At 55.7% G+C, this 26,587-nt stretch carries 27 protein-coding genes; 13 read left to right on the forward strand and 14 right to left on the reverse strand.

All coding sequences use genetic code 11. The features are described from left to right. Nucleotides 1-13: 13 nt before the first annotated feature. Nucleotides 14-550 carry a YniB family protein gene (locus tag SIK69_RS20035; protein WP_319786902.1) on the reverse strand — a complete coding sequence of 179 codons (537 nt, stop codon included), beginning with the start codon at nt 548-550 and terminating at the stop codon, nt 14-16. A gap of 137 nt (nt 551-687) precedes the next feature. On the opposite strand from SIK69_RS20035, the gene hxpB reads away from it, so the two are divergent. From hxpB to SIK69_RS20050, 3 genes are all read left to right on the forward strand, one after another. After that, entirely contained in the window at nt 688-1,356 is a 669-nt protein-coding gene (hxpB, locus tag SIK69_RS20040) for a hexitol phosphatase HxpB (RefSeq protein ID WP_319786903.1), read from the forward strand. A gap of 114 nt (nt 1,357-1,470) precedes the next feature. Next, on the forward strand, nt 1,471-2,061 hold the full coding sequence (locus tag SIK69_RS20045) for a metal-dependent hydrolase (protein ID WP_319630102.1): 591 nt from the start codon (nt 1,471-1,473) through the stop codon (nt 2,059-2,061). Between the two features lie 130 nt (nt 2,062-2,191). Beyond that, on the forward strand, nt 2,192-3,583 hold the full coding sequence (locus SIK69_RS20050; protein ID WP_319630101.1) for an L-cystine transporter: 1,392 nt from the start codon (nt 2,192-2,194) through the stop codon (nt 3,581-3,583). A 60-nt stretch (nt 3,584-3,643) separates the two neighbouring features. On the opposite strand, the gene dpiA is transcribed toward SIK69_RS20050, so the two are convergent. After that, the gene (gene dpiA, locus SIK69_RS20055) at nt 3,644-4,324 is read right to left on the reverse strand and encodes a two-component response regulator DpiA (protein ID WP_319630100.1); all 681 of its coding nucleotides are present in this window, start codon (nt 4,322-4,324) and stop codon (nt 3,644-3,646) included. Next, on the reverse strand, nt 4,293-5,963 hold the full coding sequence (gene dpiB / locus SIK69_RS20060; protein ID WP_319786904.1) for a sensor histidine kinase DpiB: 1,671 nt from the start codon (nt 5,961-5,963) through the stop codon (nt 4,293-4,295). The genes dpiA and dpiB overlap by 32 nt, the downstream gene beginning before the upstream one ends. Before the next feature lie 354 nt (nt 5,964-6,317). On the opposite strand from dpiB, the gene citC reads away from it, so the two are divergent. Genes citC through SIK69_RS20095 form a run of 7 tightly spaced genes read left to right on the forward strand, consistent with a single transcriptional unit; the run spans nt 6,318 to nt 13,009 of the window. Then, nucleotides 6,318-7,376 (forward strand): [citrate (pro-3S)-lyase] ligase, encoded by a 1,059-nt coding sequence (citC, locus tag SIK69_RS20065; RefSeq protein ID WP_319786906.1) that lies wholly within the window; start codon nt 6,318-6,320, stop codon nt 7,374-7,376. After that, a complete protein-coding gene (gene citD / locus SIK69_RS20070; RefSeq protein WP_319630097.1) occupies nt 7,373-7,669 on the forward strand; it encodes a citrate lyase acyl carrier protein in 297 nt (98 codons plus the stop codon). Before citC ends, citD begins: the two co-directional genes overlap by 4 nt. After that, the gene (gene citE / locus SIK69_RS20075; RefSeq protein ID WP_319630096.1) at nt 7,666-8,574 is read left to right on the forward strand and encodes a citrate (pro-3S)-lyase subunit beta; all 909 of its coding nucleotides are present in this window, start codon (nt 7,666-7,668) and stop codon (nt 8,572-8,574) included. Before citD ends, citE begins: the two co-directional genes overlap by 4 nt. A 9-nt stretch (nt 8,575-8,583) precedes the next feature. Next, nucleotides 8,584-10,104 carry a citrate lyase subunit alpha gene (citF, locus tag SIK69_RS20080; protein WP_319786907.1) on the forward strand — a complete coding sequence of 507 codons (1,521 nt, stop codon included), beginning with the start codon at nt 8,584-8,586 and terminating at the stop codon, nt 10,102-10,104. A gap of 4 nt (nt 10,105-10,108) precedes the next feature. After that, nucleotides 10,109-10,657, forward strand: coding sequence for a citrate lyase holo-[acyl-carrier protein] synthase (citX, locus tag SIK69_RS20085; protein WP_319786908.1), 549 nt, complete (start codon nt 10,109-10,111; stop codon nt 10,655-10,657). Then, a complete protein-coding gene (gene citG, locus SIK69_RS20090) occupies nt 10,632-11,522 on the forward strand; it encodes a triphosphoribosyl-dephospho-CoA synthase CitG (RefSeq protein ID WP_319786909.1) in 891 nt (296 codons plus the stop codon). Before citX ends, citG begins: the two co-directional genes overlap by 26 nt. Before the next feature lie 23 nt (nt 11,523-11,545). Further along, nucleotides 11,546-13,009 (forward strand): anion permease, encoded by a 1,464-nt coding sequence (locus SIK69_RS20095; protein WP_319630092.1) that lies wholly within the window; start codon nt 11,546-11,548, stop codon nt 13,007-13,009. A gap of 60 nt (nt 13,010-13,069) precedes the next feature. Here the strand turns inward: SIK69_RS20095 and cedA are convergent, their stop codons facing one another. Further along, nucleotides 13,070-13,312, reverse strand: a complete 243-nt coding sequence (gene cedA, locus SIK69_RS20100) for a cell division activator CedA (RefSeq protein WP_319630091.1) — start codon at nt 13,310-13,312, stop codon at nt 13,070-13,072. A 221-nt stretch (nt 13,313-13,533) separates the two neighbouring features. Here cedA and katE point away from each other — a divergent pair, with 221 nt between their 5' ends. Then, complete coding sequence (katE, locus tag SIK69_RS20105) at nt 13,534-15,792, forward strand: catalase HPII (protein ID WP_319786910.1); 2,259 nt, start codon at nt 13,534-13,536, stop codon at nt 15,790-15,792. Between the two features lie 97 nt (nt 15,793-15,889). On the opposite strand, the gene chbG is transcribed toward katE, so the two are convergent. The 7 genes from chbG to osmE all read right to left on the reverse strand — a co-directional run bounded on the left by chbG (nt 15,890) and on the right by osmE (nt 21,767). Further along, entirely contained in the window at nt 15,890-16,648 is a 759-nt protein-coding gene (gene chbG, locus SIK69_RS20110; RefSeq protein ID WP_319786911.1) for a chitin disaccharide deacetylase, read from the reverse strand. A gap of 12 nt (nt 16,649-16,660) precedes the next feature. Then, nucleotides 16,661-18,007 carry a 6-phospho-beta-glucosidase gene (locus SIK69_RS20115; RefSeq protein WP_319630088.1) on the reverse strand — a complete coding sequence of 449 codons (1,347 nt, stop codon included), beginning with the start codon at nt 18,005-18,007 and terminating at the stop codon, nt 16,661-16,663. 99 nt (nt 18,008-18,106) lie between these two features. Then, nucleotides 18,107-18,931, reverse strand: coding sequence for a transcriptional regulator ChbR (chbR, locus tag SIK69_RS20120; protein ID WP_319786912.1), 825 nt, complete (start codon nt 18,929-18,931; stop codon nt 18,107-18,109). Between the two features lie 30 nt (nt 18,932-18,961). Further along, complete coding sequence (chbA, locus tag SIK69_RS20125; RefSeq protein ID WP_319630086.1) at nt 18,962-19,309, reverse strand: PTS N,N'-diacetylchitobiose transporter subunit IIA; 348 nt, start codon at nt 19,307-19,309, stop codon at nt 18,962-18,964. Nucleotides 19,310-19,365: 56 nt separating this feature from the next. Continuing rightward, nucleotides 19,366-20,724, reverse strand: coding sequence for a PTS N,N'-diacetylchitobiose transporter subunit IIC (gene chbC / locus SIK69_RS20130; protein ID WP_319630085.1), 1,359 nt, complete (start codon nt 20,722-20,724; stop codon nt 19,366-19,368). Between the two features lie 88 nt (nt 20,725-20,812). Beyond that, nucleotides 20,813-21,133: a PTS sugar transporter subunit IIB gene (locus SIK69_RS20135; protein ID WP_319630084.1), complete on the reverse strand. Its 321-nt coding sequence runs from the start codon at nt 21,131-21,133 to the stop codon at nt 20,813-20,815. 295 nt (nt 21,134-21,428) lie between these two features. After that, nucleotides 21,429-21,767: an osmotically-inducible lipoprotein OsmE gene (osmE, locus tag SIK69_RS20140; protein ID WP_319630083.1), complete on the reverse strand. Its 339-nt coding sequence runs from the start codon at nt 21,765-21,767 to the stop codon at nt 21,429-21,431. Between the two features lie 347 nt (nt 21,768-22,114). Here osmE and nadE point away from each other — a divergent pair, with 347 nt between their 5' ends. Then, nucleotides 22,115-22,942, forward strand: a complete 828-nt coding sequence (gene nadE, locus SIK69_RS20145; RefSeq protein ID WP_319786913.1) for an NAD(+) synthase — start codon at nt 22,115-22,117, stop codon at nt 22,940-22,942. A gap of 126 nt (nt 22,943-23,068) precedes the next feature. Then, nucleotides 23,069-23,941, forward strand: coding sequence for an excinuclease Cho (cho, locus tag SIK69_RS20150; RefSeq protein WP_319786914.1), 873 nt, complete (start codon nt 23,069-23,071; stop codon nt 23,939-23,941). On the opposite strand, the gene ves is transcribed toward cho, so the two are convergent. The 3 genes from ves to astE all read right to left on the reverse strand — a co-directional run bounded on the left by ves (nt 23,897) and on the right by astE (nt 26,585). After that, nucleotides 23,897-24,499: an environmental stress-induced protein Ves gene (gene ves, locus SIK69_RS20155; protein WP_319630080.1), complete on the reverse strand. Its 603-nt coding sequence runs from the start codon at nt 24,497-24,499 to the stop codon at nt 23,897-23,899. The genes cho and ves overlap by 45 nt on opposite strands. Before the next feature lie 297 nt (nt 24,500-24,796). Next, nucleotides 24,797-25,288: an ATP-independent periplasmic protein-refolding chaperone Spy gene (gene spy / locus SIK69_RS20160; protein ID WP_319630574.1), complete on the reverse strand. Its 492-nt coding sequence runs from the start codon at nt 25,286-25,288 to the stop codon at nt 24,797-24,799. A 337-nt stretch (nt 25,289-25,625) separates the two neighbouring features. Then, on the reverse strand, nt 25,626-26,585 hold the full coding sequence (gene astE, locus SIK69_RS20165) for a succinylglutamate desuccinylase (RefSeq protein WP_319630079.1): 960 nt from the start codon (nt 26,583-26,585) through the stop codon (nt 25,626-25,628). Nucleotides 26,586-26,587 lie beyond the last annotated feature (2 nt).

The raw sequence follows: 26,587 nt of genomic DNA on the forward strand, positions 1-26,587 counted from the left end.
CCGGGCTTTTTTATTACAGAAAACCGAGCAGTTTAAAGAAGAAGTATCCCGCCACAATCACAATCACCGGCAGGACATACAGGGTGAAAATCTGCAAAAAGATGGTGTGGTGCGGAACCACAATTTTCGCATCGATTTGTACTTTGTTTAACCCTTCCGGCCCTTTGGCTTTCTCCAGAATCAGCTGATCCTCCACGCCTTCGCGTAGAAACTTGGCCTGACGACTCATTCGCGCCCCGGAGGCCTGCAACGCCAGCCCGATGAAAATCAGGGCAAAGATAATCCAAAAGCCGATATTCAGGCTGTGATGAAAATCGGGCTGCGGCGAGTTGTACCAGAAAAAGTTCAGGAACGGCGTATTGAAGCGGATCATCTCAATCATTACATGGGCGAAATCGAGCAGAACCGCATCGATCCCTGGCTGCTTCTCACTGTGCTCAAACATGAATTTGAACACCGAAATGAGGGTGGAGATAACGGCCGGGATAAAGATGACCCAGCCCAAAATGCGTTTCAGTACGGCGATGCGTCCTGCTTGTTGATACGTCATGGGTTCCCCTTGTTCAGACGCGCTTTCTGTTTCGCAGTAAGTCTACCTTTAGTTGCGCCTTTTCGCCTGCGCTTTAAAAGCGATATGGTGTACGATGAGGTCGAATCTCAGGTCTTTTTCCCTACAGGAGTTGCCTTATGACAGCCGAGCGTCAAATTGTTGCCGCTATCTTTGATATGGATGGTTTACTGATTGATTCCGAACCGTTGTGGGATCGTGCCGAACTGGATGTCATTGCCGGTCTGGGCGTAGACATTTCGCGCCGCAACGAGCTGCCGGACACGCTCGGTCTGCGCATTGATATGGTGGTAGAGCTGTGGTTTGCCCAGCAACCGTGGAACGGCCCAAGCCGCGACGAGGTCACCGCCCGTATCATCGGCCGCGCAATAACTCTGGTTGAAGAACAACGTCCGCTGCTGCCGGGTGTGCGCGAAGCGATTGCGCTGTGCAAATCTCAGGGGCTGAAAGTCGGTCTGGCCTCTGCTTCCCCGTTACTTATGCTGGAAAAAGTGCTGGATATGTTCGACCTGCGCGATCAGTTCGACGCCCTGGCCTCCGCCGAAAAACTGCAGTACAGCAAACCGCATCCGCAGGTGTATCTCGACTGTGCGGCGAAACTCGGCGTTAACCCGCTGGCCTGTGTGGCGCTGGAAGATTCCGTTAACGGCATGATTGCCAGCAAAGCGGCGCGGATGCGGTCGATTGTTGTCCCGGAGCATGCCAACTTCGCCGACCCGCGCTACGTCCTGGCTAACGTGAAGCTTTCTTCGCTGGAACAGCTCACCGCCGAACATTTGCGCGGTTAACCCGGCGCGCGGTTTGTTAATCTAAGAGAGTGACAAACAGTTACACCGTCACCTCTTCCGCCTACTGTATAAAAACCCTATACTGTATGAATTGACAGTTTGACGGGTATTATCATGACGGCGGAAGGACACCTGCTCTTTTCTATCGCCTGTGCGGTGTTTGCTAAAAATGCAGAACTGACCCCGGTTCTTGCACAGGGTGACTGGTGGCACATTGTTCCCGCTGCGGTGTTGACCTGCCTGCTGCCAGACATCGATCACCCCAAATCCTTCCTCGGGCAACGCTTAAGCTGGATAGCCAAGCCCGTGGCGAGGATGTTCGGCCATCGCGGTTTTACCCATAGTCTTCTGGCCGTTTTCGGCGGCCTGACCCTGTTCTACCTGAAAGTACCCGAGAGCTGGTTTATCCCCGCCGATGTGTTGCAGGGCATGGTGCTGGGCTATCTGAGCCATATCCTCGCCGACATGTTAACCCCTGCCGGGGTGCCGCTGCTGTGGCCGTGTCGCTGGCGCTTTCGATTACCTATTCTCGCCCCACGCAAAGGTAACCAACTGGAACGCGTATTATGCATGGCGTTGTTCGTGTATGCCGTGTGGATGCCGCAGTCGATACCGGATAACAGCGCGGTGCGTTGGTCCTCAAGCCTGATCAGCGCCCTGCAATTTCGCTTCGACCGCTTTATTAATCATCAAAGCGGACAGTAAACCAGCAGTATCAGCGCTTTTGTCATAAACCATTCCATTTGGATATAAGCGCCACTTCACACTTCTGATAATCTTGCGTCATTAAAAGCAGTATATTTCTAGACAGAATAAAGAGATCAGGAGAACGGGGATGAATTTTCCATTAATAGCGAACGTGCTGGTGTTCGCGATATTGCTGTTTGCTCTGGCGCAAACCCGCCATAAAAACTGGAGCCTGGCCAAGAAAGTGCTGGTCGGTCTGGCGATGGGCGTGGCGTTTGGTCTGGTACTGCAGCTGATTTACGGTGCAGACAGCACGGTCCTTAAAGAGTCTATCCAGTGGTTCAACGTCGTGGGCAATGGCTATGTTCAGCTGCTGCAAATGATCGTCATGCCGCTGGTGTTTGCCTCTATTCTCAGTGCGGTAGCGCGTCTGCACAATGCGTCGCAGCTGGGTAAAATCAGCTTCCTGACCATCGGCACCCTGCTGTTTACCACGCTGATTTCTGCGCTGGTCGGTGTGCTGGTTACCAACCTGTTCGGTCTTACCGCTGAAGGTCTGGTTCAGGGTACCGCCGAAACCGCGCGTCTGAATGCCATTCAGAGCACTTACGCCGGGAAAGTGGCTGACCTGAGCGTGCCGCAGCTGCTGCTCTCCTTCGTGCCGAAAAACCCGTTTGCTGACCTGACCGGCGCAAGCCCGACGTCAATTATCAGCATCGTCATTTTCGCGGCCTTCCTCGGGGTGGCAGCCCTGAAACTGCTGAAAGACGACGAGCCAAAAGGCAAACGCGTGCTGACCGCTATCGATACCCTGCAAAGCTGGGTAATGAAGCTGGTGCGTCTGGTCATGCAGCTGACACCTTACGGTGTGCTGGCGCTGATGACCAAAGTCGTGGCGGGTTCTAATCTGCAGGACATCATCAAACTTGGCGGTTTCGTGGTTGCCTCTTACCTGGGCCTGGCGATCATGTTCGTGGTTCACGGTCTGCTGTTGGGTGCCAACGGCATCAACCCGCTGAAATACTTCCGTAAAGTATGGCCGGTGCTGACCTTCGCGTTCACCAGCCGTTCCAGCGCCGCGTCGATTCCGCTGAATATTGAAGCGCAGACCCGTCGCCTGGGCGTACCTGAATCCATCGCCAGCTTCTCCGCTTCGTTTGGTGCCACCATTGGTCAGAACGGTTGTGCGGGTCTGTACCCGGCGATGCTGGCGGTGATGGTTGCCCCAACCGTTGGGATTAACCCCCTGGATCCGCTGTGGATTGCGACCCTGGTCGGTATCGTGACCGTGAGTTCCGCAGGCGTGGCGGGTGTGGGTGGCGGGGCAACCTTCGCGGCGCTGATCGTTCTGCCTGCGATGGGCCTGCCGGTGACCCTGGTTGCGTTGCTGATTTCCATTGAACCGCTGATCGACATGGGCCGTACCGCTCTGAACGTCAATGGCTCAATGACCGCCGGGACCCTGACCAGCCAGTGGCTGCGTCAGACCGACAAAGCGGTGATGGAAAGTGAAGATGAAGTAGAGTTGGCACATCGCTAAGCCTGCCCTCTGCGCCATACACCACAACGGTGAGCCATCTGGCTCACCGTTTTTTTTTGCTTACAGACCGCGATACAGGCGCTGTGGCCGGCCCACTTTACCGTAAACAATCTCCGCCAAAATCTGCTGCTGCCCGGCGGCGAACTCCAGATAGCGCCTTGCGGTGGTGCGGCTTAACTTCAGTTCCTGCGCCACGCTCTCTGCCGTATGCCGCGCCGCGCTATCGGCAAACAGGCCCAACACTTTCCCGAGTGTCAGCGCATCGATACCGGCGGGTAACTCCGCTTTGGGCTCCCCACGCGCGTAGGCATTGAACATCTGATCGATTTGGCGCTGGCTGGCACTGGCGCAGGTCTCCAGCATCAACCTCCGTTGCTGATAGCGCTCCAGAGTTTGCTCCAGCCGCTCGTAAGAAACCGGTTTAACCAGATAATCAAACACCCCGCCACGCACGGCCTCGGACACAGTGTCCATATCGCTTGCCGCGGTGGTAAAAACCACCCCACAGGGACTGTGCGCCTGGGTTAACTCATGCAACAGAGTGATACCTTTTCCGTCCGGCAAATAATTGTCGAGCAGGATAAGTGACGGCCTGAAACGCGCAATCATCAAGCGGGCCTGGGCTAGATTCCCGGCCAACCAGACTTGCCCACAGCCGTGGAAATGGCGGATAAATTCCGCGTGCATTTCAGCCAGCGGGGTTTCATCTTCAACTATCAAAATCGTGAGAGGCTGTAGCATCGGTCAATTTCACTTTCGGAATAAAAACGGAGAATAAAGCGCCACACGGGGCATTGTCTTCGAGGGTAATCACCCCGCCGCAACGCCCGACGTAGCTCGAAATCAGATACAGACCAATGCCGTGCTCACTGGCTTCATCGCGCTTAGTGCTCACGCCCTGGTCAAAAATAGCGTCACCCAGGCCGACCGGGACCCCGCAGCCGTGGTCGCCGACTTCAATAATCACCTCGGGCCCTTCGTCGCTCAGGTACAGCTCGATGATGTTATCACCCTGCGGATTGCGCAGGCTGGCCTCAAAGGCGTTATCCAGCAGGTTGCCAACTATGGCCGCAAATTCAGTGCTGTCCAGCCCGGCAGGAAGCTGTTGCAGCTGGCTGCCCTCCACTATTTTCAGGCTTAAGCCCAGCTCGCGGGCGCGTTGTACTTTGCCAAACAGCAGCCCGGCGACCTGGCGGTCATCAAAGGATGCGCGGAGGCTGTCGATCAGTTCCTGCTGCGCCTGAGACTCACCCTTCACCATCTCCAGCACCCGGTCGTACTCTTTCATTTGCAACAGCCCGCTGAGGGTCGACATCCAGTTCAGATGTTCGTGACGCAGGGCTCTGAGGCTTTCGACATACTGTTTAATCTGCGTCAGTTGCGCGTTCAGGGTGCTTATCTCGTCCTTGCTGCGAAAGCTGATGATCGCCCCAAGCATTTCATTCCCGGAACGGATCGCCCCCCGGTTAGCGATGACGCTCAGCCCGTTAAAAGTGCAGATCACATCCTGGCGCTTTTCGGCAATTTTATCGGTGAAAAAGCTGCAAGGCTGCACCACGTCGCAAATCGGTTGGCCCAGCCACTGCCGCCCCGGCGACGCCAGCCCGAGCATCCGTCGGGCATTGCGGTTTATGGCAGTGATATGCCCTTCGGGATCGACCGCAATCAGCCCCTCAAACACCGAACCGAACAGCGCCTCCTGCTGGCGGACTACCCGCGCAATCTGACGCGGCTCCATGCCCATCATCTGACGGCGGATGTGCGCGGCAAACAGCCATGACAGCAGCAGTAAAATAATCAGGATAAGCACGAACACACCTGCCATTGGCAGCAAAAAGTCGAGCCGCCAGCTGTCGATTTTGCTGACCAGATACCCCAGAGACACGACGCCGATAACCTGACCGTGCTCGTCAAAAACCGGCGTTTTGGCGCGCATCGCCATGCCAATCGAGCCTTTCCCGGTGATGAAGTAGCTTTCCCCTTTTTCCATTGCACCTGGCTTGGTCCACTGCATCGGGTAGCCAATTTTTGCGGGATTGGGGTGATAAAGCCGAATCGAATGACGGTCGCCAATCACCACGTAGTCAAAGTCAGACCCGTCGGCCAGCTTGTGGGCGATCGCCGCCAGCCGGGCGCTGTCGCGGTTTTTAACGCCCTCCACCACGCTGTCGTTGGAGGCGATAATTTTGGCCTGATTCATCGCCATATCGCGCACGTGACGAGTGAGATAGTCTTCAAAGCTAGCGGAGAGATATTGGCCAAGTGCGGCGACCAATACAGTGGAAATCAATAACAGCAGCAGGAAAATACGCAGCGGGAAAGCGAGGCGGCGGAAGAAAGCGAATCCTTTCGCCTGTTGAGGTAATAACGGAACTTCCATAGGTCGACATTTTCCCTGGCATAATCACCCTGCCAATGTAATGGTTTTGTTTTCATCGCGTCCAGTTATCACCGCCAAATTCGTTACCAATTGCACAAATAAAAATAATTAAGCAAATAAAAACCACGCAATTAACACTCATAAGTTTAATTAAGAAAATAAAAACTATTAACTCTATTTAAATCAGACAACCCTTTGTGAAACACGTCAAAAAAGCACGCATAAATAGGCCGTACACTCGCCGCGTGGTTCAGGGATAACAAAGACCCACCGCTACAATGTTATTAATTTGCAAAGAATTATCATCAGTTGCGTTGCCTTTCCGACGACGTGAATAACAGGAAGTTCTGAACAATGTTTTCTCAAACCGTATTTGCTCAGGTGAAGCGTGCTGAAAATAAAAAAATAGCCGCCATTACGCAATTTCTGCGCGAAAACGACCTGAGTATTGATACCACGGTAGATGTCTTTATTACGGTGAGCCGTGACGATCGGCTTATCGCCTGTGGCGGCATCGCCGGAAATATTATTAAGTGTGTCGCTATCAGTGAGTCCGCGCGCGGAGAAGGTCTGGCGCTGACCCTGGCCACTGAATTAATAAACCTCGCCTATGAAAGGCAATGTACACAGTTATTTATCTATACCAAAACTCAAAACGAAGCCCTGTTTAAACAGTGTGGTTTTTACACCCTGGCAAGCGTGCCGGGGGTGATGGTGTTGATGGAGAACAGCGCCACCCGTCTGCAACGCTATGCAAGTTATCTCACCCCCCTGCGCCAGGACGGCAGCAAAATCGGCTGCATTGTGATGAACGCCAATCCGTTTACCCGCGGGCATCGGTATCTGATTCAACAGGCCGCCGCTCAGTGCGACTGGCTGCATGTCTTTTTGGTCAAAGAAGATACCTCGCGCTTCCCCTACGAAGACCGGCTGGCGCTGGTTCGCGCCGGGACACAGGATATCCCCAGGGTAACCGTGCATCGTGGCTCGGAATACATGATTTCCCGCGCCACCTTCCCCTGCTACTTCATTAAAGAGCAGAGCGTGATTAATCACTGCTACACCGAAATAGACCTGCAAATCTTCCGCCAGCATCTGGCCCCGGCGTTGGGTATCACCCATCGTTTCGTCGGTACCGAACCCTTCTGCACCGTGACCGCAGGCTACAACCACGATATGCGCCAGATCCTGGCTGACACCTCAAGTTCAGCCCCGCCGGTCCAACTGGTGGAAATCGAGCGCCTACAGTGCCAGGGGAAAGCAATTTCCGCCTCCTGGGTGCGTCGGCTACTGGTGAAAAACGACCTGGCGACGATAGCGCTTTTGGTGCCCGACGCTACCCGGGCTTATTTGCAGCAAATGCTCACCCCGAGCACGCAACAGACATCCGCATTAGTAACAGGTGAAAAATGAAAATTACCCATGCAGCCGTCGCCGGCACTCTGGAGTCGGGCGACGTGATGGTGCGAATCGCACCGATTGATACCCCCGACATTGACCTGCAGCTCAACAGCAGCGTTGAGAAGCAGTTTGGCGACGCCATCCGTGCCACCCTTCTGGAGGTGCTCTCCCGCCATGAGATCCACGGCGTACAGCTGATTGTCGATGATAAAGGTGCGCTCGACTGCGTGCTACGCGCCCGCCTCGAAACGCTGCTGGTACGCGCCAGTGACGTGGCCGCCCTGCCGTGGGAGGAACGCTCATGATCTTATCCGTCGCCGAACAACGGAAAACCCGCCTCCGTCGCAGCATGTTGTTCGTGCCGGGCGCGAACGCCGCCATGGTCAGCAACGCCTTTATCTACCCTGCCGATGCGCTGATGTTCGATCTCGAAGATTCGGTCATCCTGCGTGAGAAAGATTCCGCCCGCCGTCTGGTGTATCACGCCCTACAGCATCCGCTGTATCAGGACCGGGAAACCATTGTCCGGGTTAACGCCCTCGATTCGGAGTATGGGCTTCAGGACCTTGAGGCGGTGGTGCGCGGCGGGGTGGACATTGTCCGCCTGCCAAAAACCGACACCGCCCAGGACGTTATCGACATCGAAACAGAAATCGCACGCATTGAAGCCGAGTGTGGCCGCGAGCCAGGCAGTACCGGCCTGCTGGCGGCGATCGAGTCGGCACAGGGCATCACCCAGGCGGTGGCGATTGCGCACGCCTCCCCGCGGTTAATCGGTATCGCCTTGGGCGCGGAAGACTACGTCCGCAACCTGCGCACCGAACGCTCACCCGACGGGGTCGAACTGCTGTTCGCCCGCTGTTCCCTGTTACAAGCCGCGCGTTCCGCCGGGATCCAGGCGTTCGATACCGTCTATTCCGATGCCAACAACGACGCTGGCTTCCTGCACGAAGCGGCGCACATCAAACAGCTCGGCTTCGACGGCAAATCGCTGATCAATCCGCGCCAGATTGAGCTGCTGCACAACCTCTACGCTCCGACGCAGAAAGAAGTAGATCACGCGCAACGGGTGGTCGAGGCCGCTGAAGCCTCGGCGCGTGAAGGCCGTGGCGTGGTGTCGTTGAACGGCAAAATGGTCGACAGCCCGGTGATTGAACGCGCACGACTGGTGCTCTCCCGCGCCGCCCTTTCCGGCATCCGTGAAGAATAAGGACCCAACATGACTCAGACTCTACAACAGGAACGCGTTGCCGCCTGGAACCGTCGCACTGAAAACCACGCCCCGGCGTTTAACCCTGTTTCCAAGCTCAACCTGCAAACGCAGAAGCCGCGCGACAAAAAGCTTTGCGCCAGCCTCGAAGAAGCCATCCGCCGCTCCGGGCTGCACGACGGGATGACCATTTCATTCCATCATGCGTTTCGCAACGGCGACCTGACGCTCAATCGGGTGATGGACGTTATCGCCCGAATGGGCTTCAAGAACCTGACTCTGGCCTCCAGTTCGCTGAGCGACTGTCATGCGCCCCTGGTGGAGCACATTCGTAATAACGTGGTCAGCCGGCTCTACACCTCCGGACTGCGCGGCCCGCTGGCGGAAGAAATCTCCCGTGGCCTGCTGGCAGAACCGGTGCAAATCCACTCCCACGGTGGGCGCGTGCATCTGGTGAAAAGCGGCGAACTGAATATTGACGTGGCGTTTCTCGGGGTGCCGGCATGCGATCCGTTCGGCAATGCTAACGGCTATAGCGGCAAGGCCTGCTGCGGCTCGCTGGGGTATGCCAAAGTCGATGCCGAACACGCCCGCCAGGTGGTGTTACTTACCGAGACGCTGCTGCCCTATCCGCACAGCCCCGCCAGCCTGGCACAGGATCAGGTCGACCTGATTGTGCAGATTGACCAGGTCGGCGATGCTGACAAAATCGGGGCCGACGCTACCCGCATGACCTCCAACCCGCGTGAACTGCTGATTGCCCGCAGCGCCGCTGATGTGGTGGTCAATTCCGGTTACTTTAAAGAAGGGTTTTCCCTGCAAACCGGCACCGGCGGCGCATCGCTGGCAGTGACCCGTTTCCTGGAAGACAAAATGCGCCATCGCAATATCCATGCCGCGTTTGCGCTGGGCGGCATTACCTCCACCATGGTCGACCTGCATGAAAAAGGCCTGATCCACAAGCTGCTGGATGTGCAGAGTTTTGACCGCGCGGCGGCAGGATCGCTGGCCCGTAATCCTAATCATATTGAGATAAGCGCCAATGAGTACGCCAACTGGGGCTCCAAGGGGGCGTCCGTCGACCGGCTTGATGTGGTGGTGCTCAGCGCCCTGGAAATCGATACCCGATTTAACGTCAATGTGCTGACCGGGTCCGACGGCGTGCTGCGCGGCGCATCCGGCGGTCACTGCGATACGGCGGTCGCCGCCGCGCTGTCGATAATCGTCGCCCCGCTGGTCCGTGGCCGCATTCCGACCCTGGTTGACCAGGTCACCACCTGCGTCACGCCGGGCTCCAGCGTCGATATTCTGGTCACCGACCATGGGATAGCCGTCAACCCGGCGCGCCCGGAACTGGCGGATCGCCTGAAAGAGGCCGGGCTGAACGTGGTGTCGGTGGCATGGTTACGCCAGCGTGCCGAAACGCTAACCGGCCAGCCTCGCGCCATCGAATTTACCGATCGGGTGATTGCCGTGGTGCGCTATCGCGACGGCTCGGTGATTGACGTGGTTCACCAGGTGAAGGAGTAAGTCGATGCCGCTGTATCTGACCTGTGCCAGCCACCGCATTATTACCCTGCCTGAACTGCTTGCCAGCCGCGATGCGCGTCAGGTGCGACAGCAGACGTGGCTGGCGCAGTACGGGCTGCCGCTGATTTCGTTCACCACCCTCGCCCCCGGCCCGGTAAAAGACAGCGAACTGACCCGACGGATTTTTAATCACGGTCTGCGTGCGCTACGGGAAAGGCTGGCGGTGTCAGCGTGGGAAATCAGACGTCAGTCCTGCCTCGGTCTGACGACCGGGGCGGAAGGGTTGCTGGCAGTCGAGGCCCCGGCCCCAGCGCTAAAGCAGGCCGCTATCGCGCTCGAGCAACAGCACCCGCTGGGACGTTTGTGGGATATCGACGTGCTCACGCCGCAGGGAGAAATACTCTCCCGCACGGCACTCACCCTTCCGGCCCGCCGCTGCCTGCTGTGTGATAACGACGCCCGAATTTGCGCCAGAGAACGCGCGCATCCGCTGGCCTCCCTGCTGTCCCGCATGGAGGTACTGCTGCATGAAGCCGATCATCTCCACGCCTGATCCGAGAGTGGTTGAGCAGGTCAGTTGGCTCGCCTGGCGTGCAATGGTCGCCGAAGTGAATCTGTCGCCTAAACCGGGCCTGGTCGACCGGGTTAACAGCGGCGCACACCGGGACATGGCGCTGACCGATTTTTACCACAGCGCCGACGCAATCCGCCCGTGGCTGCCGCGTTTTATCCGCTATGGCGCGAGCCTTGCCGGGTTATCAGCGCAAGAGGTTTTACCCGGCCTGCGCGCGATGGGGCTCGGCTGCGAGGCTGATATGTTCCGCGCCACCGCAGGCGTCAACACCCATAAGGGCAGCATTTTTTCGCTGGGATTACTCTGCGCCGCCGTGGGCCGCCTGCGCGAACGCCAGCAGTCTGTGACCCCGGAAGCGCTCTGTGCCACCGTGAGCGCATTTTGTCAGGGACTGACCGCCCGCGAGCTGCAACGTAACAACCCAAAACAAACCGCGGGCCAACGGCTGTATCAGCAGTTGGGCCTGACCGGGGCGCGGGGCGAGGCCGAGGCGGGTTATCCGTTGGTTATCAACCTCGCGCTGCCGCATTACCAGACCCTACGGGCAGAGGGCATCGATCCTGAACTGGCGCTGCTCGACACCCTGCTGTTGCTGATGGCCCACAACGGCGATACCAACGTGGCGTCCCGGGGCGGCGTGCAGGGCCTGAACTGGCTACAACGACAGGCCAAAACGCTGCTCGCTCAGGGTGGCATTCGCCGCCCAGCCGACCTGTTTCAGTTACATGCTTTCGACCAGCGTTGCATTGCCCGCAATCTCAGCCCGGGCGGCAGCGCTGACCTGCTGATCGTGACCCATTTTTTACATGAAGTTAGCGCTGCACCTTACCTCGGAAACCTATAAAAATCCTTGCAGGAGTTTCAGTTATGTCTGTGTCAAAAGGTAATATATGGAAGTTGATCGCCCCGCTGTTGGTGATGGCGGTAATGCTGATTATCCCGGTGCCGGACGGTATGCCGCCGCAGGCATGGCACTACTTTGCGGTGTTCGTGGCGATGATTGTCGGGATGATCCTCGAACCGATCCCCGCCACCGCCATTAGCTTTATTGCAGTCACCATTTGCGTCATCGGCAGCGACTATTTGCTGTTCGACGCCAAGGAACTGGCTGACCCCACCTTTAATGCAGGCAAACAGGCGCTGAAATGGGGGCTGGCAGGATTTTCCAGTACCACCGTCTGGCTGGTGTTTGGTGCCTTTATCTTCGCCCTCGGCTATGAAGTCACCGGACTCGGTCGGCGAATTGCGCTGTTTATGGTCAAGTTCATGGGCAAGCGGACGCTGACGCTGGGCTACGCCATTGTGATTATTGATATCCTGCTGGCTCCGTTTACGCCATCTAACACCGCGCGTACCGGCGGTACCGTATTCCCGGTTATCAAAAACCTGCCAGCGCTGTTCAAATCGTATCCTAACGATCCGTCGTCAAAACGTATCGGCGGGTATCTGATGTGGATGATGGTGATCAGTACCAGCCTGAGTTCCTCAATGTTCGTCACCGGCGCAGCACCCAACGTACTTGGCCTCGAGTTCGTGAACAAAATTGCGGGCATTCAGATAAGCTGGCTGCAGTGGTTCCTGAGCTTCCTGCCGGTGGGCATTATCCTGCTGATCGTCGCCCCGTGGCTGTCTTACGTGCTGTATAAACCTGAAATTACCCACAGCGAAGAAGTGTCTGGCTGGGCCAGCGATGCGCTGAAAGAGATGGGTAAACTGACGGGGAAGGAGAAAACCCTGATTGGCCTGGTGCTGTTAAGCCTCGGTCTGTGGGTGTTTGGCGGGGAGTATATTGACGCGACGGCGGTGGGCCTGCTGGCCGTGTCATTAATGCTGGCGCTGCACGTGGTGCCGTGGAAAGACATCACCAAATACAACAGCGCGTGGAACACCTTAGTCAATCTGGCGACGCTGGTGGTGATGGCCAGCGGCCTGACCCGCTCCGGCTTTATTGACTGGTTCGCCAACACCATGAGCACGCACCTGGAAGGCTTTTCAGCCAATACTACGGTTATCGTGCTGGTGCTGGTGTTCTACTTCGCCCACTACCTGTTTGCCAGCTTGTCGGCCCATACCGCCACCATGCTGCCGGTTATTCTTGCGGTAGGCAAAGGCATCCCGGGTGTGCCGATGGAGCATCTGTGTATCCTGCTGGTACTGTCCATCGGGATCATGGGCTGCCTGACGCCTTACGCCACCGGGCCAGGGGTGATCATCTACGGCTGCGGCTACGTGAAATCGAAAGATTACTGGCGTCTGGGGGCTATCTTCGGGGTGATTTATATCTCGCTGTTGCTGCTGGTCGGCTGGCCAATCCTGGCGCTGTGGAGCTAATCCCGCACGCCTGACCGCCTCCCTTCTCAGCGCAGAAGGGAGCGATTTTACTCTTCCACTTTACTCTTCCACTTCCCCTTCCTGACGCATTTGTGCCGCCCAGCGCTGGGCAGACTCTGGCCCGGTAAACGGCTGCGAACGCTGAAAGCGATCGCCCATCAGCACAAACGCCACGTATTTTCCCCGCAGCAGCCAGACATCGCGAAAGCCATCGACTTTCGAGGCATGATCGGGCGGGGCCGGTTCGACACGCGGCACATAGCTGATGACGGGACGATTGTTGTGTTGACGCAGCGGTTTCATAAGCGGAAAAGCACCAAAACGGAAAAAAAGTCATGAAACTCCTATGATAGCTGATTGCGACCGCTACCGTCGCGCGCTCTGTGCTATCTCAGTTGAATCGGCAACGCGCATTAGGCATTTGTCCCACTTTGGTCAGGTCCTACCATGGCATGTTCTATAGTTAAAGGGTTTTGACGCAAAAACGACCCTTTTATTACCCCTGACCACAGGAGACGAAAGCAATGTCGAAGCAGCAAGAACCTAAAAAGAATCATAACTCACCGGTCCATGATGAGGCCGAAGCGAAGCCAGGGCTGGGCTCACTTGCTCCCGCCGATAACTCTCACCTTGCCTCTCCTCATCCTACTGCCCCAGGCGAAGAACCTACGGCCCCCGGCAGTCTGAAAGCACCGAAAACCCACAGCGAGAAACTGGACGCGCTGCAATCGTTTCGTAAAGGTGGCGAAAATGCGCCGCTGACCACCAATCAGGGCACGCGTATCGCCGATGACCAGAACTCCCTGCGCGCAGGCAGCCGTGGCCCCACGCTGCTGGAAGACTTTATCCTGCGCGAAAAAATCACCCATTTCGACCACGAGCGTATTCCTGAACGTATCGTGCATGCCCGTGGCTCTGCCGCCCACGGCTATTTCCAGCCTTACTCCGATCTGAGCGATATCACCAAAGCCAGCTTTTTAACCCACCCGGATAAACCGACCCCGGTTTTCGTGCGTTTTTCCACGGTACAGGGCGGCGCGGGGTCGGCGGATACCGTGCGTGACATTCGCGGTTTCGCCACCAAATTTTATACCGATGAAGGCGTGTTCGATTTAGTCGGCAACAACACCCCGGTGTTTTTCCTCCAGGATGCGATGAAGTTCCCCGATTTCGTCCATGCGGTAAAACCGGAACCGCACTGGGCCATTCCGCAGGGCGGCAGCGCGCACGACACCTTCTGGGATTATGTTTCCCTGCAACCGGAAACGCTGCATAACGTGATGTGGGCGATGTCGGATCGCGGGCTGCCGCGCAGCTACCGCACGATGGAAGGCTTTGGTATTCATACCTTCCGCCTGATTAACGCCGAGGGTAAGGCCACGTTTGTCCGTTTCCACTGGAAGCCACTGGCGGGTAAAGCGTCAATGGTATGGGATGAATCGCAGAAGCTGACCGGGCGCGATCCCGATTTTCACCGCCGTGAGCTGTGGGAAGCCATCGAGGCGGGCGACTTCCCTGAGTATGAATTGGGCTTCCAGCTGATCCCGGAAGAGGATGAATTCAAGTTCGATTTCGACCTGCTCGACCCAACTAAGTTAATCCCGGAAGCCTTGGTGCCGGTGCAGCGCGTCGGTAAAATGGTGCTCAACCGCAACCCGGATAACTTCTTTGCCGAAAACGAACAGGTGGCGTTCCATCCGGGGCATATCGTGCCGGGGATCGATTTCAGTAACGACCCGCTGTTGCAGGGGCGGTTGTTCTCCTACACCGATACTCAAATCAGCCGCCTCGGTGGGCCGAACTTCCATGAGATCCCGATTAACCGTCCGACCTGCCCGTATCACAATTTCCAGCGCGACGGCATGCACCGGATGGATATTGACACCAACCCTGCCAACTATGAGCCGAATTCGATCAACGACAACTGGCCACGCGAAACGCCACCTGCACCAAAACACGGCGGATTCGAGTCCTATCAGGAGCGGGTGGATGGCGGCAAAATTCGCGAGCGTAGCCCGTCATTCGGCGAATATTACGCCCATCCACGCCTGTTCTGGCTGAGTCAGACCCCGGTGGAACAGCAGCATATTGTCGATGCGTTCAGCTTTGAACTCGGCAAGGTCGCCAGGGCGTATATTCGCGAGCGCGTGGTCGATCAGTTAACCTACATCGACATTCAGCTGGCACAGAGAGTGGGCGAAAACCTCGGTATCACCCTCAGCGATGAACAGGCTAAACGGCCAGCGCCAGGCGATGTGAACGGCCTGAAAAAAGATCCGACCCTGAGCCTGTACGCCATTCCTGACGGCGGGGTTAAAGGCCGGGTAGTCGGCGTGCTGCTGAACGATAAACCGGATGCGAAACAGCTGCTGACGCTGCTGCAAGGCCTGAAGGACAAAGGCGTCCACGCCAAATTGCTTTACAGCCGGATGGGGGAACTCACCGCTGATGACGGGTCGGTTCTGACCATCAGCGCCACCTTTGCCGGTGCGCCGTCGTTGACGGTGGATGCCGTGGCGGTGCCGGGCGGGGATATCGCCAGCCTCGAGAAGAGCGGCGATGCACGTTACTACCTGCTGGAAGCCTATAAGCATCTGAAACCCCTCCTGCTGGCGGGCGAGGCGCGTAAGCTGAAGGCGGTCATTAACGTTGGCGATAAAGGTGAGGAAGGCGTTGCTGAAAGTGACACTGTCACCAAAAAATCGGTAGACTATTTCCTGACGCTGCTGGCCGGGCACCGGGTGTGGTCCCGCGAGGCGAAGATCGCGACCATTCCGGCTTAATCCGTCGACAAAAAAATGCCGGGACATCTGCCCGGCCTAACCCCTAACACGGTGCCCAGGGAGAAATCCGGGCACCAACAAAGCACTCTTTGATCGGTTATAGGTCGCGGAACGTCCCGAGACGATATCCCCGCTCTGCCACCGCATACTTCAGCGACGGCGACGTCAGCACATCCAGTTCCTTCAGGCGTGGATAACAGTAGGCGCTGCCCATAATCGTATTATCGACAAACGCCGGGTGACACATCACTTCTAGCGAGGACTCCCCTGCCTGAGCGGAGGTTTCCAGGGTTTGCAGGAACAGTTCCTCGCTGATGGCCTCGCCGTAAAACTCTACCGCAAAACCGGCGCTGCTGCGCACCCCCAAATCATCCAGTCTGTGCAGCTTTTGCTGCTGGCGGTCGATTCGCATCGGCACCCCTTTCGCTTTGGCAAACGCCGCCACAATCGGGAAAATCTGCGGGATCATATGCACATGATGATGGCTGTCGATGTGCGTCGGTTCGCAGCCGAACAGGTCAATAAAGCGGTGATACTGGCAGTCAAGCTCGCGGGAAATTTCTTCCAGCGGCAGCGTATTTTCTTCCGCCATCTGCCAGATCCATTTCCCGAACTTACCTTCGCGGGTCAGACCTGGCATCGCCGACAGCGGCATCCCCAGCGTGAGGACAAAATGCATCCCAACCGCCAGCTCCGGCAAACAGCGGCTCATCTGCGCCGCGTGTTCGATAGCCGCACCGTTCACCAGCGCGGTTGTGGAGGTCACCAGACCGTTTTTGCAGGCATCGACAATGCCGTAGTTCTGACCTTTGCTCAGACCAAAATCATCGGCATTCACGATAAGCACACGTTCCATCTGCAACTCCTTTTACTGCTTGAGGGTTTTCACCGTTTCGGCAAAGTTAGGCAGCCATTTCTCATGGGCGAGGATCAGCTCGCGGGCCAGCACTTCTGCGTCTTTGTCGGAATGAATCAGTGGGCTGAGGTTCAGCGCCAACAGCACGTCATTGAACTCACCGCTCAGCGCAGCATGGCTGGCCGCCACTTCAAAGCCTTTGATGGTATGAATCAGTCCCAGCACTTTATCATCGAAATGCGTCAGGCGTGGGTGCGGCTTCGCGCCATCACGGCCCAGGATACAGGTCATTTCAACCGCCCAGTCCGCCGGGATGTTATCCACGTGACCATGATGCGGCACGTTGACGTAGTGCTCAGCCTGCTTGTCATTGTAGATAGCGTTGATCACTTCACAGGCAGCATCTGAATAATACGCCCCGCCGCGCTGCTCCAGCTCTTTTGGCTTGATGTTGAGGTCCGGATCTTTGTACAGCTCGAACAACTGCTTCTCAACTTTCTGCACCACCTGAGCTCGCGCCCCACCTTTGTAGTACTCGCCCATTTCAATCGCCAGCATCTCTTTCTGCTTGAAGTAGTACAGCAGATACGAGCATGGCAGCAGGTTCAGGGAGCGGATCAGGCCTTCGCTAAACGGCATGTCGAAGATGTTCTTCACCGTGTTGGCAGTCAGCTTGCCGGAGGCTACACCGTCCAGCAGTTCGGCAAAGCGCGACTCACCGTTGACGATCACATCGCGAATGAAGACCATGTGGTTCAGGCCGAACAGGTCAATCGACAGGTCGTCTTTTTCGCTGAGCTTCAACACATCGGTAATGAACATTTTCATACCGATGGGGATGTTGCACACGCCGATGAAACGTTTGAAGTTGGTGTGACGGTACACCGCTTCGGTCACCATCCCGGCCGGGTTGGTGAAGTTAATCACCCACGCATCCGGGCAGATTTCTTCCACATCTTTGATGATGTCAAAGATAACCGGAATGGTGCGCAAGCCTTTGAACAGGCCGCCTGCACCGTTGGTTTCCTGGCCGAGATAGCCGTGGCTCAGCGGAATACGTTCGTCTTTTTCACGCGCCTGTAGCTGGCCTACACGCAGCTGGGTGGTCACGAAGTCGGCATCTTTCAGCGCTTCACGGCGATTCAGGGTTTTATGCACCGTCATCGGCACGCCTGCTTTCTGTACCATGCGCTCGCACAGGGCGTGGATAATATCGAGTTTTTCCTGACCGCCCTCTACGTCTACCAGCCACAGTTCGCTGACCGGCAGTTCGTGATAACGCTTAATAAAGCCTTCCAGTAATTCCGGGGTATAGCTGCTGCCGCCGCCGATGGTAACGACTTTTAATTTCTGGCTCATAACTTTCTCCCTCGTGACCCGCGAACAACGTGTGAGTGATGCTCCACATTATACGCGGATAGCTAATCGAATTTGGCGCGTGCGGCGAACCGCACGATATTAATTAATCACGGTGAGCTGTTTGCGATAGTTGCTTGGTGTGAATGAAGTCAGCTTTTTGAAAGTCTTAATAAACAGACTTGGACTGCTGTAACCTGATTCATACGCAATATCGGTCACCGAATAATTGGTAATTTCCAGTTGTTTCATGGCGAAGTTAATGCGGATGTCATTAATTATCTGCATTGGCGTTTTGCTGTAAAAGCGTTGGGTTGCCCGGGTCAAATATTCCTGAGATTTGCCGGATAACGCCACCATATTTTCCAGTGCGCCTTCACCAAATTTATGTTTATCGTGCATCTCTTCGACGGTGGTTTTTAACCACTGCGGAATAACATCCTGCGTCTGCTCTTCACGGAAATGACGGAGGCGGTTAATCACATAGAAAGAGACGACTTCAATAAACTCATCAAATTCATTTTCGCGGAAATTGAGTGACGCAATCACCGACTCTATATAGCTGAGAAAGGTACTTTTAACCGAGTAGACCTGAGAGGCCACCAGACAGGTCGGCAGCAGCGGCTGATAGTGTTGCTCAAAAAAGCGCTTGCTGATGCCAACATTCAGGATTCGGGTCGCGCCAAACTCATAAAAGCTCTGGTGGTACGACCCCATCGGGATAAAGACAAAATCCCCGCGCTCCAGCATTACCCGTTTGCCATTGATCTCCTGGTAATAGCGCCCGGTCAGTACGAGGGTAAACTCGTAGTAGTCATGCTGATGTAACCCGCTGATGCTTTCCGTTTTGTTGTAGATGAAGACGTGAAAATTTTTCCCGTTAAACAGTTGTTGTTCAAGCGCGGTACTGATTTCCAGGGTCGTCATCTTTGGTTGCCTCATGGTGGTATCTGCCCGTTATTGTACCTTCTCGTGAAGCTCAATCAATTCGGCAACCAGTTCGCGGGCCAGCATTGAGGTCATAAGATGATCCTGAGCATGAACCAGCACCAGGCTGACCTTCATTTTGCCTTCGCCTTCATCGCTTTCGATGAGCTGCGTCTGCACGCGATGCGCTTCGCTCAGCGCCACGCGGGATTGTTCCATGGTGGCTTTGGCAGTGACGAAATCCCCCTGCTTCGCCTGTTTCAGTGCGGTGTACGCCAGGCTGCGCGCCTGTCCGGAGTTAATAATCAGCCCCATCACCACTTCTTCGAGGTCGTTTTCTGCAACCTCATCTGCCACGATATTTTCCAGATCGAACATACTCTTTCCCTCTTTACGTCTGGCGGTACGGGAGTCGCCTCCCGCACCGCGTTACATCAGAATTTCAGTGCGTTAGCGATATCTTCTTCGCTCTCTTCCTGCTCGATAACAGCCTGTGCTTTGTTGGAGACCGCCACGAATGGCAGGTAGACCAGCACCGAGACCCCGAGGTTGAACAGCGCGACACACAGCGCCGCCACGCTACCGTTACTGTTGAAGAATGCGCCCAGACCGGTCGGCATGGTCCACGGAGCCAGGTTGGTGACCGGTGGGATAATGCCCATCGAGTACGCCAGCAGGGTGATAGCGGCCAGAATCGGCTGGATAAGCACGAACGGGATGAACATCACCGGGTTCATGATGATCGGCAGACCAAACAGAATCGGTTCGTTAATCTGGAAGATGCCGGATGGCAGGGCCAATTTCGCAACCTGACGATGGTCAGCGCGGCGCGAACCGATAAAGATAGCGATAATCAGACCTAACGTTGCACCGGAACCGCCCAGCAGAATGTAGGAGTCCAGCATCGGCTTGGCCCAGAAGTGGAACTCTTTCCCGGCAGCGATCGCCGCGTCGACAGAGCCGTACTGCTGGTACAGCGCAATGTTTTCCAGCGCCCACGGGGTCATGATGCCGTTGTCCAGCGCGGTGAGAGCCAGTGAACCGTGTACCCCGAAGAACCACAGCAGTGAGTTAAAGATAACGTATGCCCAGCCCACTACGCTGCCCATTGACGCCAGCGGCTTGGAGATAGAGTCGAGGATAATCTGGTGGAAGTTGCTGCCATGATTCGCCAGCACCCAAGAGATAACGCCGAATACGGTCAGGATCAGGAAGCCGGGGATCAGCGCCGAGAAAGAGCGTGACACCGAGGTCGGCACGCTATCCGGCAGGGTAATCACCCAGTTACGACGAATGACGAAGGTGAACATTTCCGCCACGATCAGGCCAATCACCATGCCCGATATAATATTTTGCCCGCCGAGCCAGTTAGCCCCTACCGCGTAAGCTTCGCCGACGCTGTAAGGCGTGACTGTCATAAAGGCGGCAACGGATAATAAGCCCGCCGCCAGTGGGTCAACTTTGCGTTCTTCAGCCAGCGCCATACCAATGAAAAAAGGTGCCATCAGCGACATAATGCCCAACGTACCGTTGTACACGTTGCCGCCGATGGCTTTAAAACCATTCAGAGTCTCAATGGTGGAAGCGTCTAACCGAATGCCCATCGAATAGAAAAACGAGCCTTCGCCAAAACTCAGAAAAACGTTATTTATTAAAACAAACATGGCCCCTGCGAGGGTCAACGGCATCAGTTTAATAAAACCGTTTTTAATCGCATTAATATGCGGCTGCTTTCCTATTTTGACAGCAAAAGGAAGGAGTACCTTTTCAAGAGAGCTAATAACTTTACTCATAGAAAATACCCTTAAAGGCCGCAATCAAATATTGCGGCGATTGTGTGTGAAATTACTCTTTGACGGGAAAATTAAAATAAATCAAAAGTTACTGCGCTGCTGCTTTCTTAATTGCGGCAACAGCGGCTTTAAGCACACCTAAACCATCGATCTTGCCATACAACGTTGAATCAATAACTTCTACCGGCTTATTGGGCAGCAGACGCTGAATTTCCGGCAACATATACGCAATTTGTGGTCCGAGTAATATCACATCAGCCTGCTCCCCTTTTTCACCCGCGAGGGTTTCAGGAAAGGCTTCAATAACCACCGGCACTTCGTATTTCTCAGCCTGCGCGCGCATTTTGGTCACCAGCAGTGATGTGGACATGCCCGCAGAACAGAACAGATAGATATGTTTTTTTTCCATAATCGCTTCCTCAATGTGCATTTTCTGCCCACCGTCAGGAGTGTCTTCCTTTTCTCACCGGGGGCGTAATGGCGGTAACGAATTGTTACTTTGTGTTTATGGGGTTGAGTATACGGCATCAGAAAGCGGCAGGATAATTCGTGGCGAACCTAAATTGTCTCTCATTGACCTTGGCTTATGACTACCCTCACATTTTGGCCAAATAATTCGCGCAATTAAATAAGCAACTCAAGACAACAAAAAGCCCGGCCAACGGGCCGGGCTTACGTAGAACTCAGCAGAATGAGCGATTCTGTTACTGCTTGGTCTGCGGGTCGGTATCGTACTCAGCACAGGTCTGGTAACCGGAATTGATCACGTGACCGGTGTCATCCAGTGCGACGAAGTAGGTTTGCGCTTTACCATCCCGTTGACCCAGGATATAGGTCTGGCAAGTACCACGGGCGTGAACCATGGTAATTTCAGAAGAAGGTTTACCGGCAATCTGCGCCACCTGCTGGCGGCTCATGCCTTTCTTAACGTCTTTCACCACTGGCTGTGTGAACTGGTCAGTGGTACGGTCGTAGGCGGTACAACCCGCCAACATGGTCAGTACTGCTGCTGCACCTAAAATTCCCGCTACGTTCTTGTTCATATTCCGTCCTCTTTTTTTTTACTCTAAATAATTCATGTTGGGGGAAGGCGGCAAGCCCGTAAGTCCCCGGGTGCATAGAAAACTATGTGACTGGGGCACACGAGTGCAGCCAACGCACCAACAACTTGAAGTATGACGAGTTATCAGTGTGTTATAAGCCTGGAATAAAGTTCGCGATATTTCAACCCGATGGCACAAATGGTATAACTTTCAGATAATTCTAGTAATTATGTACTATGCGGTTAAATCGCCGGATTTTAGCGCAGTCAAAACTGTGATCCTTGTCGTTTTCCCGGCAAAGAGGTAGCTTTAAGCACAGACACGACAACCATTTTTGGGAGGGGTAAATGGCTCTTCAACAAGAGATTATCGCGGCACTGGGCGCTAAGCCACAGGTCAACAGCGAAGAAGAAATTCGCCGCAGTGTGGATTTTCTGAAGGCATATCTGCGCACCTATCCGTTCATTAAGTCTCTGGTGCTCGGCATCAGCGGCGGTCAGGATTCCACCCTGACCGGTAAACTGTGCCAGCTCGCCATTAGCGAACTGCGCGAAGAGACTGGTGACAGCAGCCTGACCTTTATCGCCGTACGCCTGCCGTTTGGCGTGCAGGCCGACGAGCAGGATTGCCAGGACGCGATTGCTTTTATCCAGCCCGACCGCGTGCTGACCGTCAACATCAAAGGCGCGGTGCTGGCGAGCGAGCAGGCGCTGCGTGAAGCCGGAATTGAGCTAAGCGATTTTGTGCGCGGCAACGAAAAAGCTCGCGAGCGCATGAAAGCCCAGTACAGCATTGCAGGCATGACCAAAGGTGTAGTGGTCGGGACCGATCATGCGGCCGAAGCGATTACCGGGTTCTTCACCAAATACGGCGATGGCGGCACCGACATCAACCCGATTTTCCGTCTCAACAAGCGCCAGGGCAAACAGCTGTTAGCCACCCTCGGATGCCCGGAGCATCTGTATCAGAAAGCGCCGACCGCCGATCTGGAAGACGACCGCCCTTCTCTGCCGGATGAAGCCGCGCTCGGCGTGTCCTATGACAACATCGACGATTATCTCGAAGGCAAGCCGGTGGATGCCGGAATTGCCAGCATCATCGAAGGCTGGTATCTGAAGACGGAGCACAAGCGCCGTCCGCCGATTACCGTTTTCGACGATTTCTGGAAACGCTAAGTCTGTGATTTTGCCGGGTAACCTCTGTTTACCCGGCCCCTTCTCCACCCGCCCGGTCGTTTTTTTGCTTTTTTCTTGCGCATTCCCGCTGCTATACTGTACGAATACACAGCATCAGGAGTGAGTGTGGCCCGGCGTCAATCCGCCCCGCGACTTGAATTTGAAGCGGCGGCAATCTACGAATATCCCGAACATCTGCGTCCCTCACTGGAAGCCCTGCCTTCGGTGCCCGGCGTGTATGTTTTCCACGGTGAGAGTGAAACGCTGCCGCTGTATATCGGCAAAAGCGTGAACCTGCGCAGCCGGGTGCTCTCGCACCTGCGCACCCCGAATGAGGCCGCGATGTTACGGCAGTCCCGGCGCATCAGTTGGACACGTACCGGCGGTGAAGTCGGAGCCCTGTTGCTCGAAGCCAAAATGATCAAAGAGCAACAGCCGCTGTTCAATAAACGCCTGCGCCGCAATCGCCAGCTCTGTTCTTTATTGCTGAGCGACACTCAGCCGCAGGTGGTGTATGCCAAAGAGATTGATTTTGCCCACCAGCCGGGGCTGTATGGCCTGTTTGCCAACCGCCGGGCGGCGCTCCAGGCGCTGCAAACCATCGCCGATGAGCATCAGCTATGCTACGGCCTGTTAGGGCTGGAATCTGTGACCCGCGGGCGGGGATGTTTCCGCTCGGCGCTGAAACGCTGTGCCGGGGCATGCTGCGGGAAGGAAAGCGCGGAGGCGCATCATCAGCGTTTGCTGACCGCACTCGCCAGGCTGCAACTGATTTGCTGGCCGTGGCAAGGGGCTATCGCCCTGAAAGAAAGCACCCATGAGCTGACTGAATACCACATCATTCACAACTGGCTATGGCTGGGGTCGGTCACTACGCTGAGCGCTGCCGATGACCTGCGCCGCCTGCCCGCCGGGTTCGATCACGACGGCTATAAAATCCTCTGCAAGCCGCTGCTAACCGGCCAGGCTGAGATCATCGACCTGGCGGACGGACGTTAACGGCCACGCCGGGTTCCAGCTGATGGCGCTGTAGAGAATTTTGCCTTCATCCTTCAGCAACCGAATAGTATGATGCTCATCCTGCCAGTACGCGCCCTGATCGGCGGTGAGCAGTTTATCGCCCAATTGCCATGCGCCGCTCAGCACCAGCACCATACCCCCGCCCGCGCCAAAGGTAGTAAAGGTTCTGTCTGCCACCCGCACTTTGGCCTGGCAGCGTTCGCGCCGGGTCATGATATTGAGATCCATCGACATCAGCCCCTCACCCAGCTCGGCCCGCACCGTTTGCTCCCCGGCAAAGCGAAACGGCTGAAACGGCTTCAGGGTATGGTGAAAGGCGTTCCCGCCGTGGAGCGTCACTTCGCACCCTTCCAGCAGGGTAATCACCCGGTCAACGCCGGGGAACGCGGAGAACTCGCCGTTGCCCGCAATCGAGGCGATGCTGGCGCGCCAGTGAAAATCGCGGGTGGCAGGTGGAAAACAGCACAGCTCGCGGGTTTCGCCTGCACCATTTTTCCACAGACTGACCGGCATCGTGCGGATATCAAAGTATTCCATCATCACTCCTGAAGAACGACCGAGGCTGCATCGGCGGCAGCCCTCGTTATTATCTTTTTTTCACCACTGAGGGATTATCGGCAGAAGGCGCGCAGAGCCTTAGCGGCTTTCCGCCGTTATTGACACACAGAGTCAGTAACAGACTGATATCCGGGGAAAAAGAGTCTACGGGTGTAGAAGAAGAATACCGGGAATGGCGCGACAGGCAAGAGGGCTGAAAAGAAAAACCGCCGGTCCTGCCCACTGCATTTATCAGCATGTGGGCAAGACCGGCGGTCTTTAAGTCAGGGGGCTGAATTACTCAGCAGATGACGGCATTGTACCTTCCGGTGCGTGACGTTCTGTCAGACGCTTCTCAAAATTGGCATTAAATTGCTTTTTCTGTTCCGGGGTCAGAATGTTGTAGATCTTGTTCTGGGTTTCCATACGGGAAACGGCCATATCTTTGTGCTGCGCTTCCATTTTGGTCACCATCTCTTCGGCTTTGGCTTTGTCGAAGGTGTCGCTCGCAATCAGGTTGTGCATCGCACGGCGTTCGTCAACGGACGGACGCTGCATTTTGCCGCGCTGCTCTTTCATGATGCTGCGGATCTGTTGTTTCTGCGCATCGGTCAGGTTCAGATCTTTGAACATCATGTCGTGATGCATACCCGGCTTGCCTTTATGGTGCATCATCGGTGCCGTTTCAGTGCTGGTCGCGGAGGTGGTGTCAGCGGCGTGAGCCAGGTTCGCCGCGCCCAGCGCCAGGGTAGAAGCAATAATCAGAGCAGAGGTCATCTTTTTCATAATTCGTTCCTTACTTTCAGTTATTTTCTACGGCGCATTGCCGTGTTGACGTGATTAACTTTACGGGCTTTAACGTCAATTAGTCAGAGCAAGCGTAAAACAGTGAAAGTATAAAAACGACTTTTCAGCCAATTATGGAGGAAATAAGGAAAAAGTGTGGAGAGTTGCAAGAGGAAATAAATAAATGACTGTTCTGGAACGGAATATGTAGAAGTCTAGCGTAAGTCTGATTAATTAAAAAGCATTATCCAGGAATAGTCCGCAATTTTTTGTAATGCCACGTTTAGCATAACTGATAAAAAAACAGCGGTGAAACATTTCACCGCCGCAATGGAAAAAATTATCCTTCCCGAACCAGCATCAACCCCGCCCGCAGGCCGGGGGCGACGTTCGGGTTGGGGAATAACACATATTCGGTCTGATGTTTGACCATCCAGCGCGTGTCACCCTCTTGCGCCAGCAACGTGCCTTCACTAAACGGGGTGAAGTTCAGCGTTTCAGGCGACATATGCAGCTGGAAGCTGTCGTCATGGCGGGTGATTTGCTGCGCCACACGATAGGTCACCGGCAGTGGCGCAGAGGCCACTTCCCCGCCGAGCAGCTGCCCAAGTGCGTGTTGCACCCTGGCAAACTGGTTTAAATCGTTATGACCAAACGGGAGGGCTTTACCCAGCTCCAGCGTGCAGGCATAGGTGCTAAAACGTTCGGTGCTGAAATGGGTAAAGGTGCCGCCGGGGCTTTGATGGTACACCAGCGCTTCCAGCCCGGCCGCGCCAAGCCAGTGCAGAAACGCCTCGTCCCACGGTTCCTTACGCAGCGGCAGCACGCCAAAACGGACGTGATGCGAGCCGCGAATGGCGGTGTGCATATCGAGATGCCAGCGCAAGGTATCGGTGGGCTGCCAGAACTGCGACAGGGCATGTTCCAGCCGCGCCGCACGGGCGGTTTCCAGCGACGGGACAAACTCATGCCAACGCCCACCGAACATCCGGTTCATGTCGCTGTGCAGGTAGCGCTTGTTGTCCACCAGCGCCGGAGGATTCCCGAGCACCACCAGCAGACGCCAGCTCAGCGTCAACGCCCCGCTAAACAGGCCTGTCATCAACCCGTCAAGGATCTCCACCGGGGCGGTTTCATTACCGTGAATTCCCGCCGACAGCACCAGCGCCTGGGTACACGGCGCAAACGGGGTCAGCTCCAGAATACCGCGATCGTGCCACTGCCAGTGAAATTGTGCCGTTTCGCCGCGCGTGTGCGCCGGGTTTTCACCCGACAGCGTCAGGGCCAGAAAGTCCTCCATCG

The sequence above is a fragment of the Scandinavium lactucae genome, assembly GCF_033843265.1.
Lineage (GTDB): Bacteria > Pseudomonadota > Gammaproteobacteria > Enterobacterales > Enterobacteriaceae > Scandinavium > Scandinavium lactucae.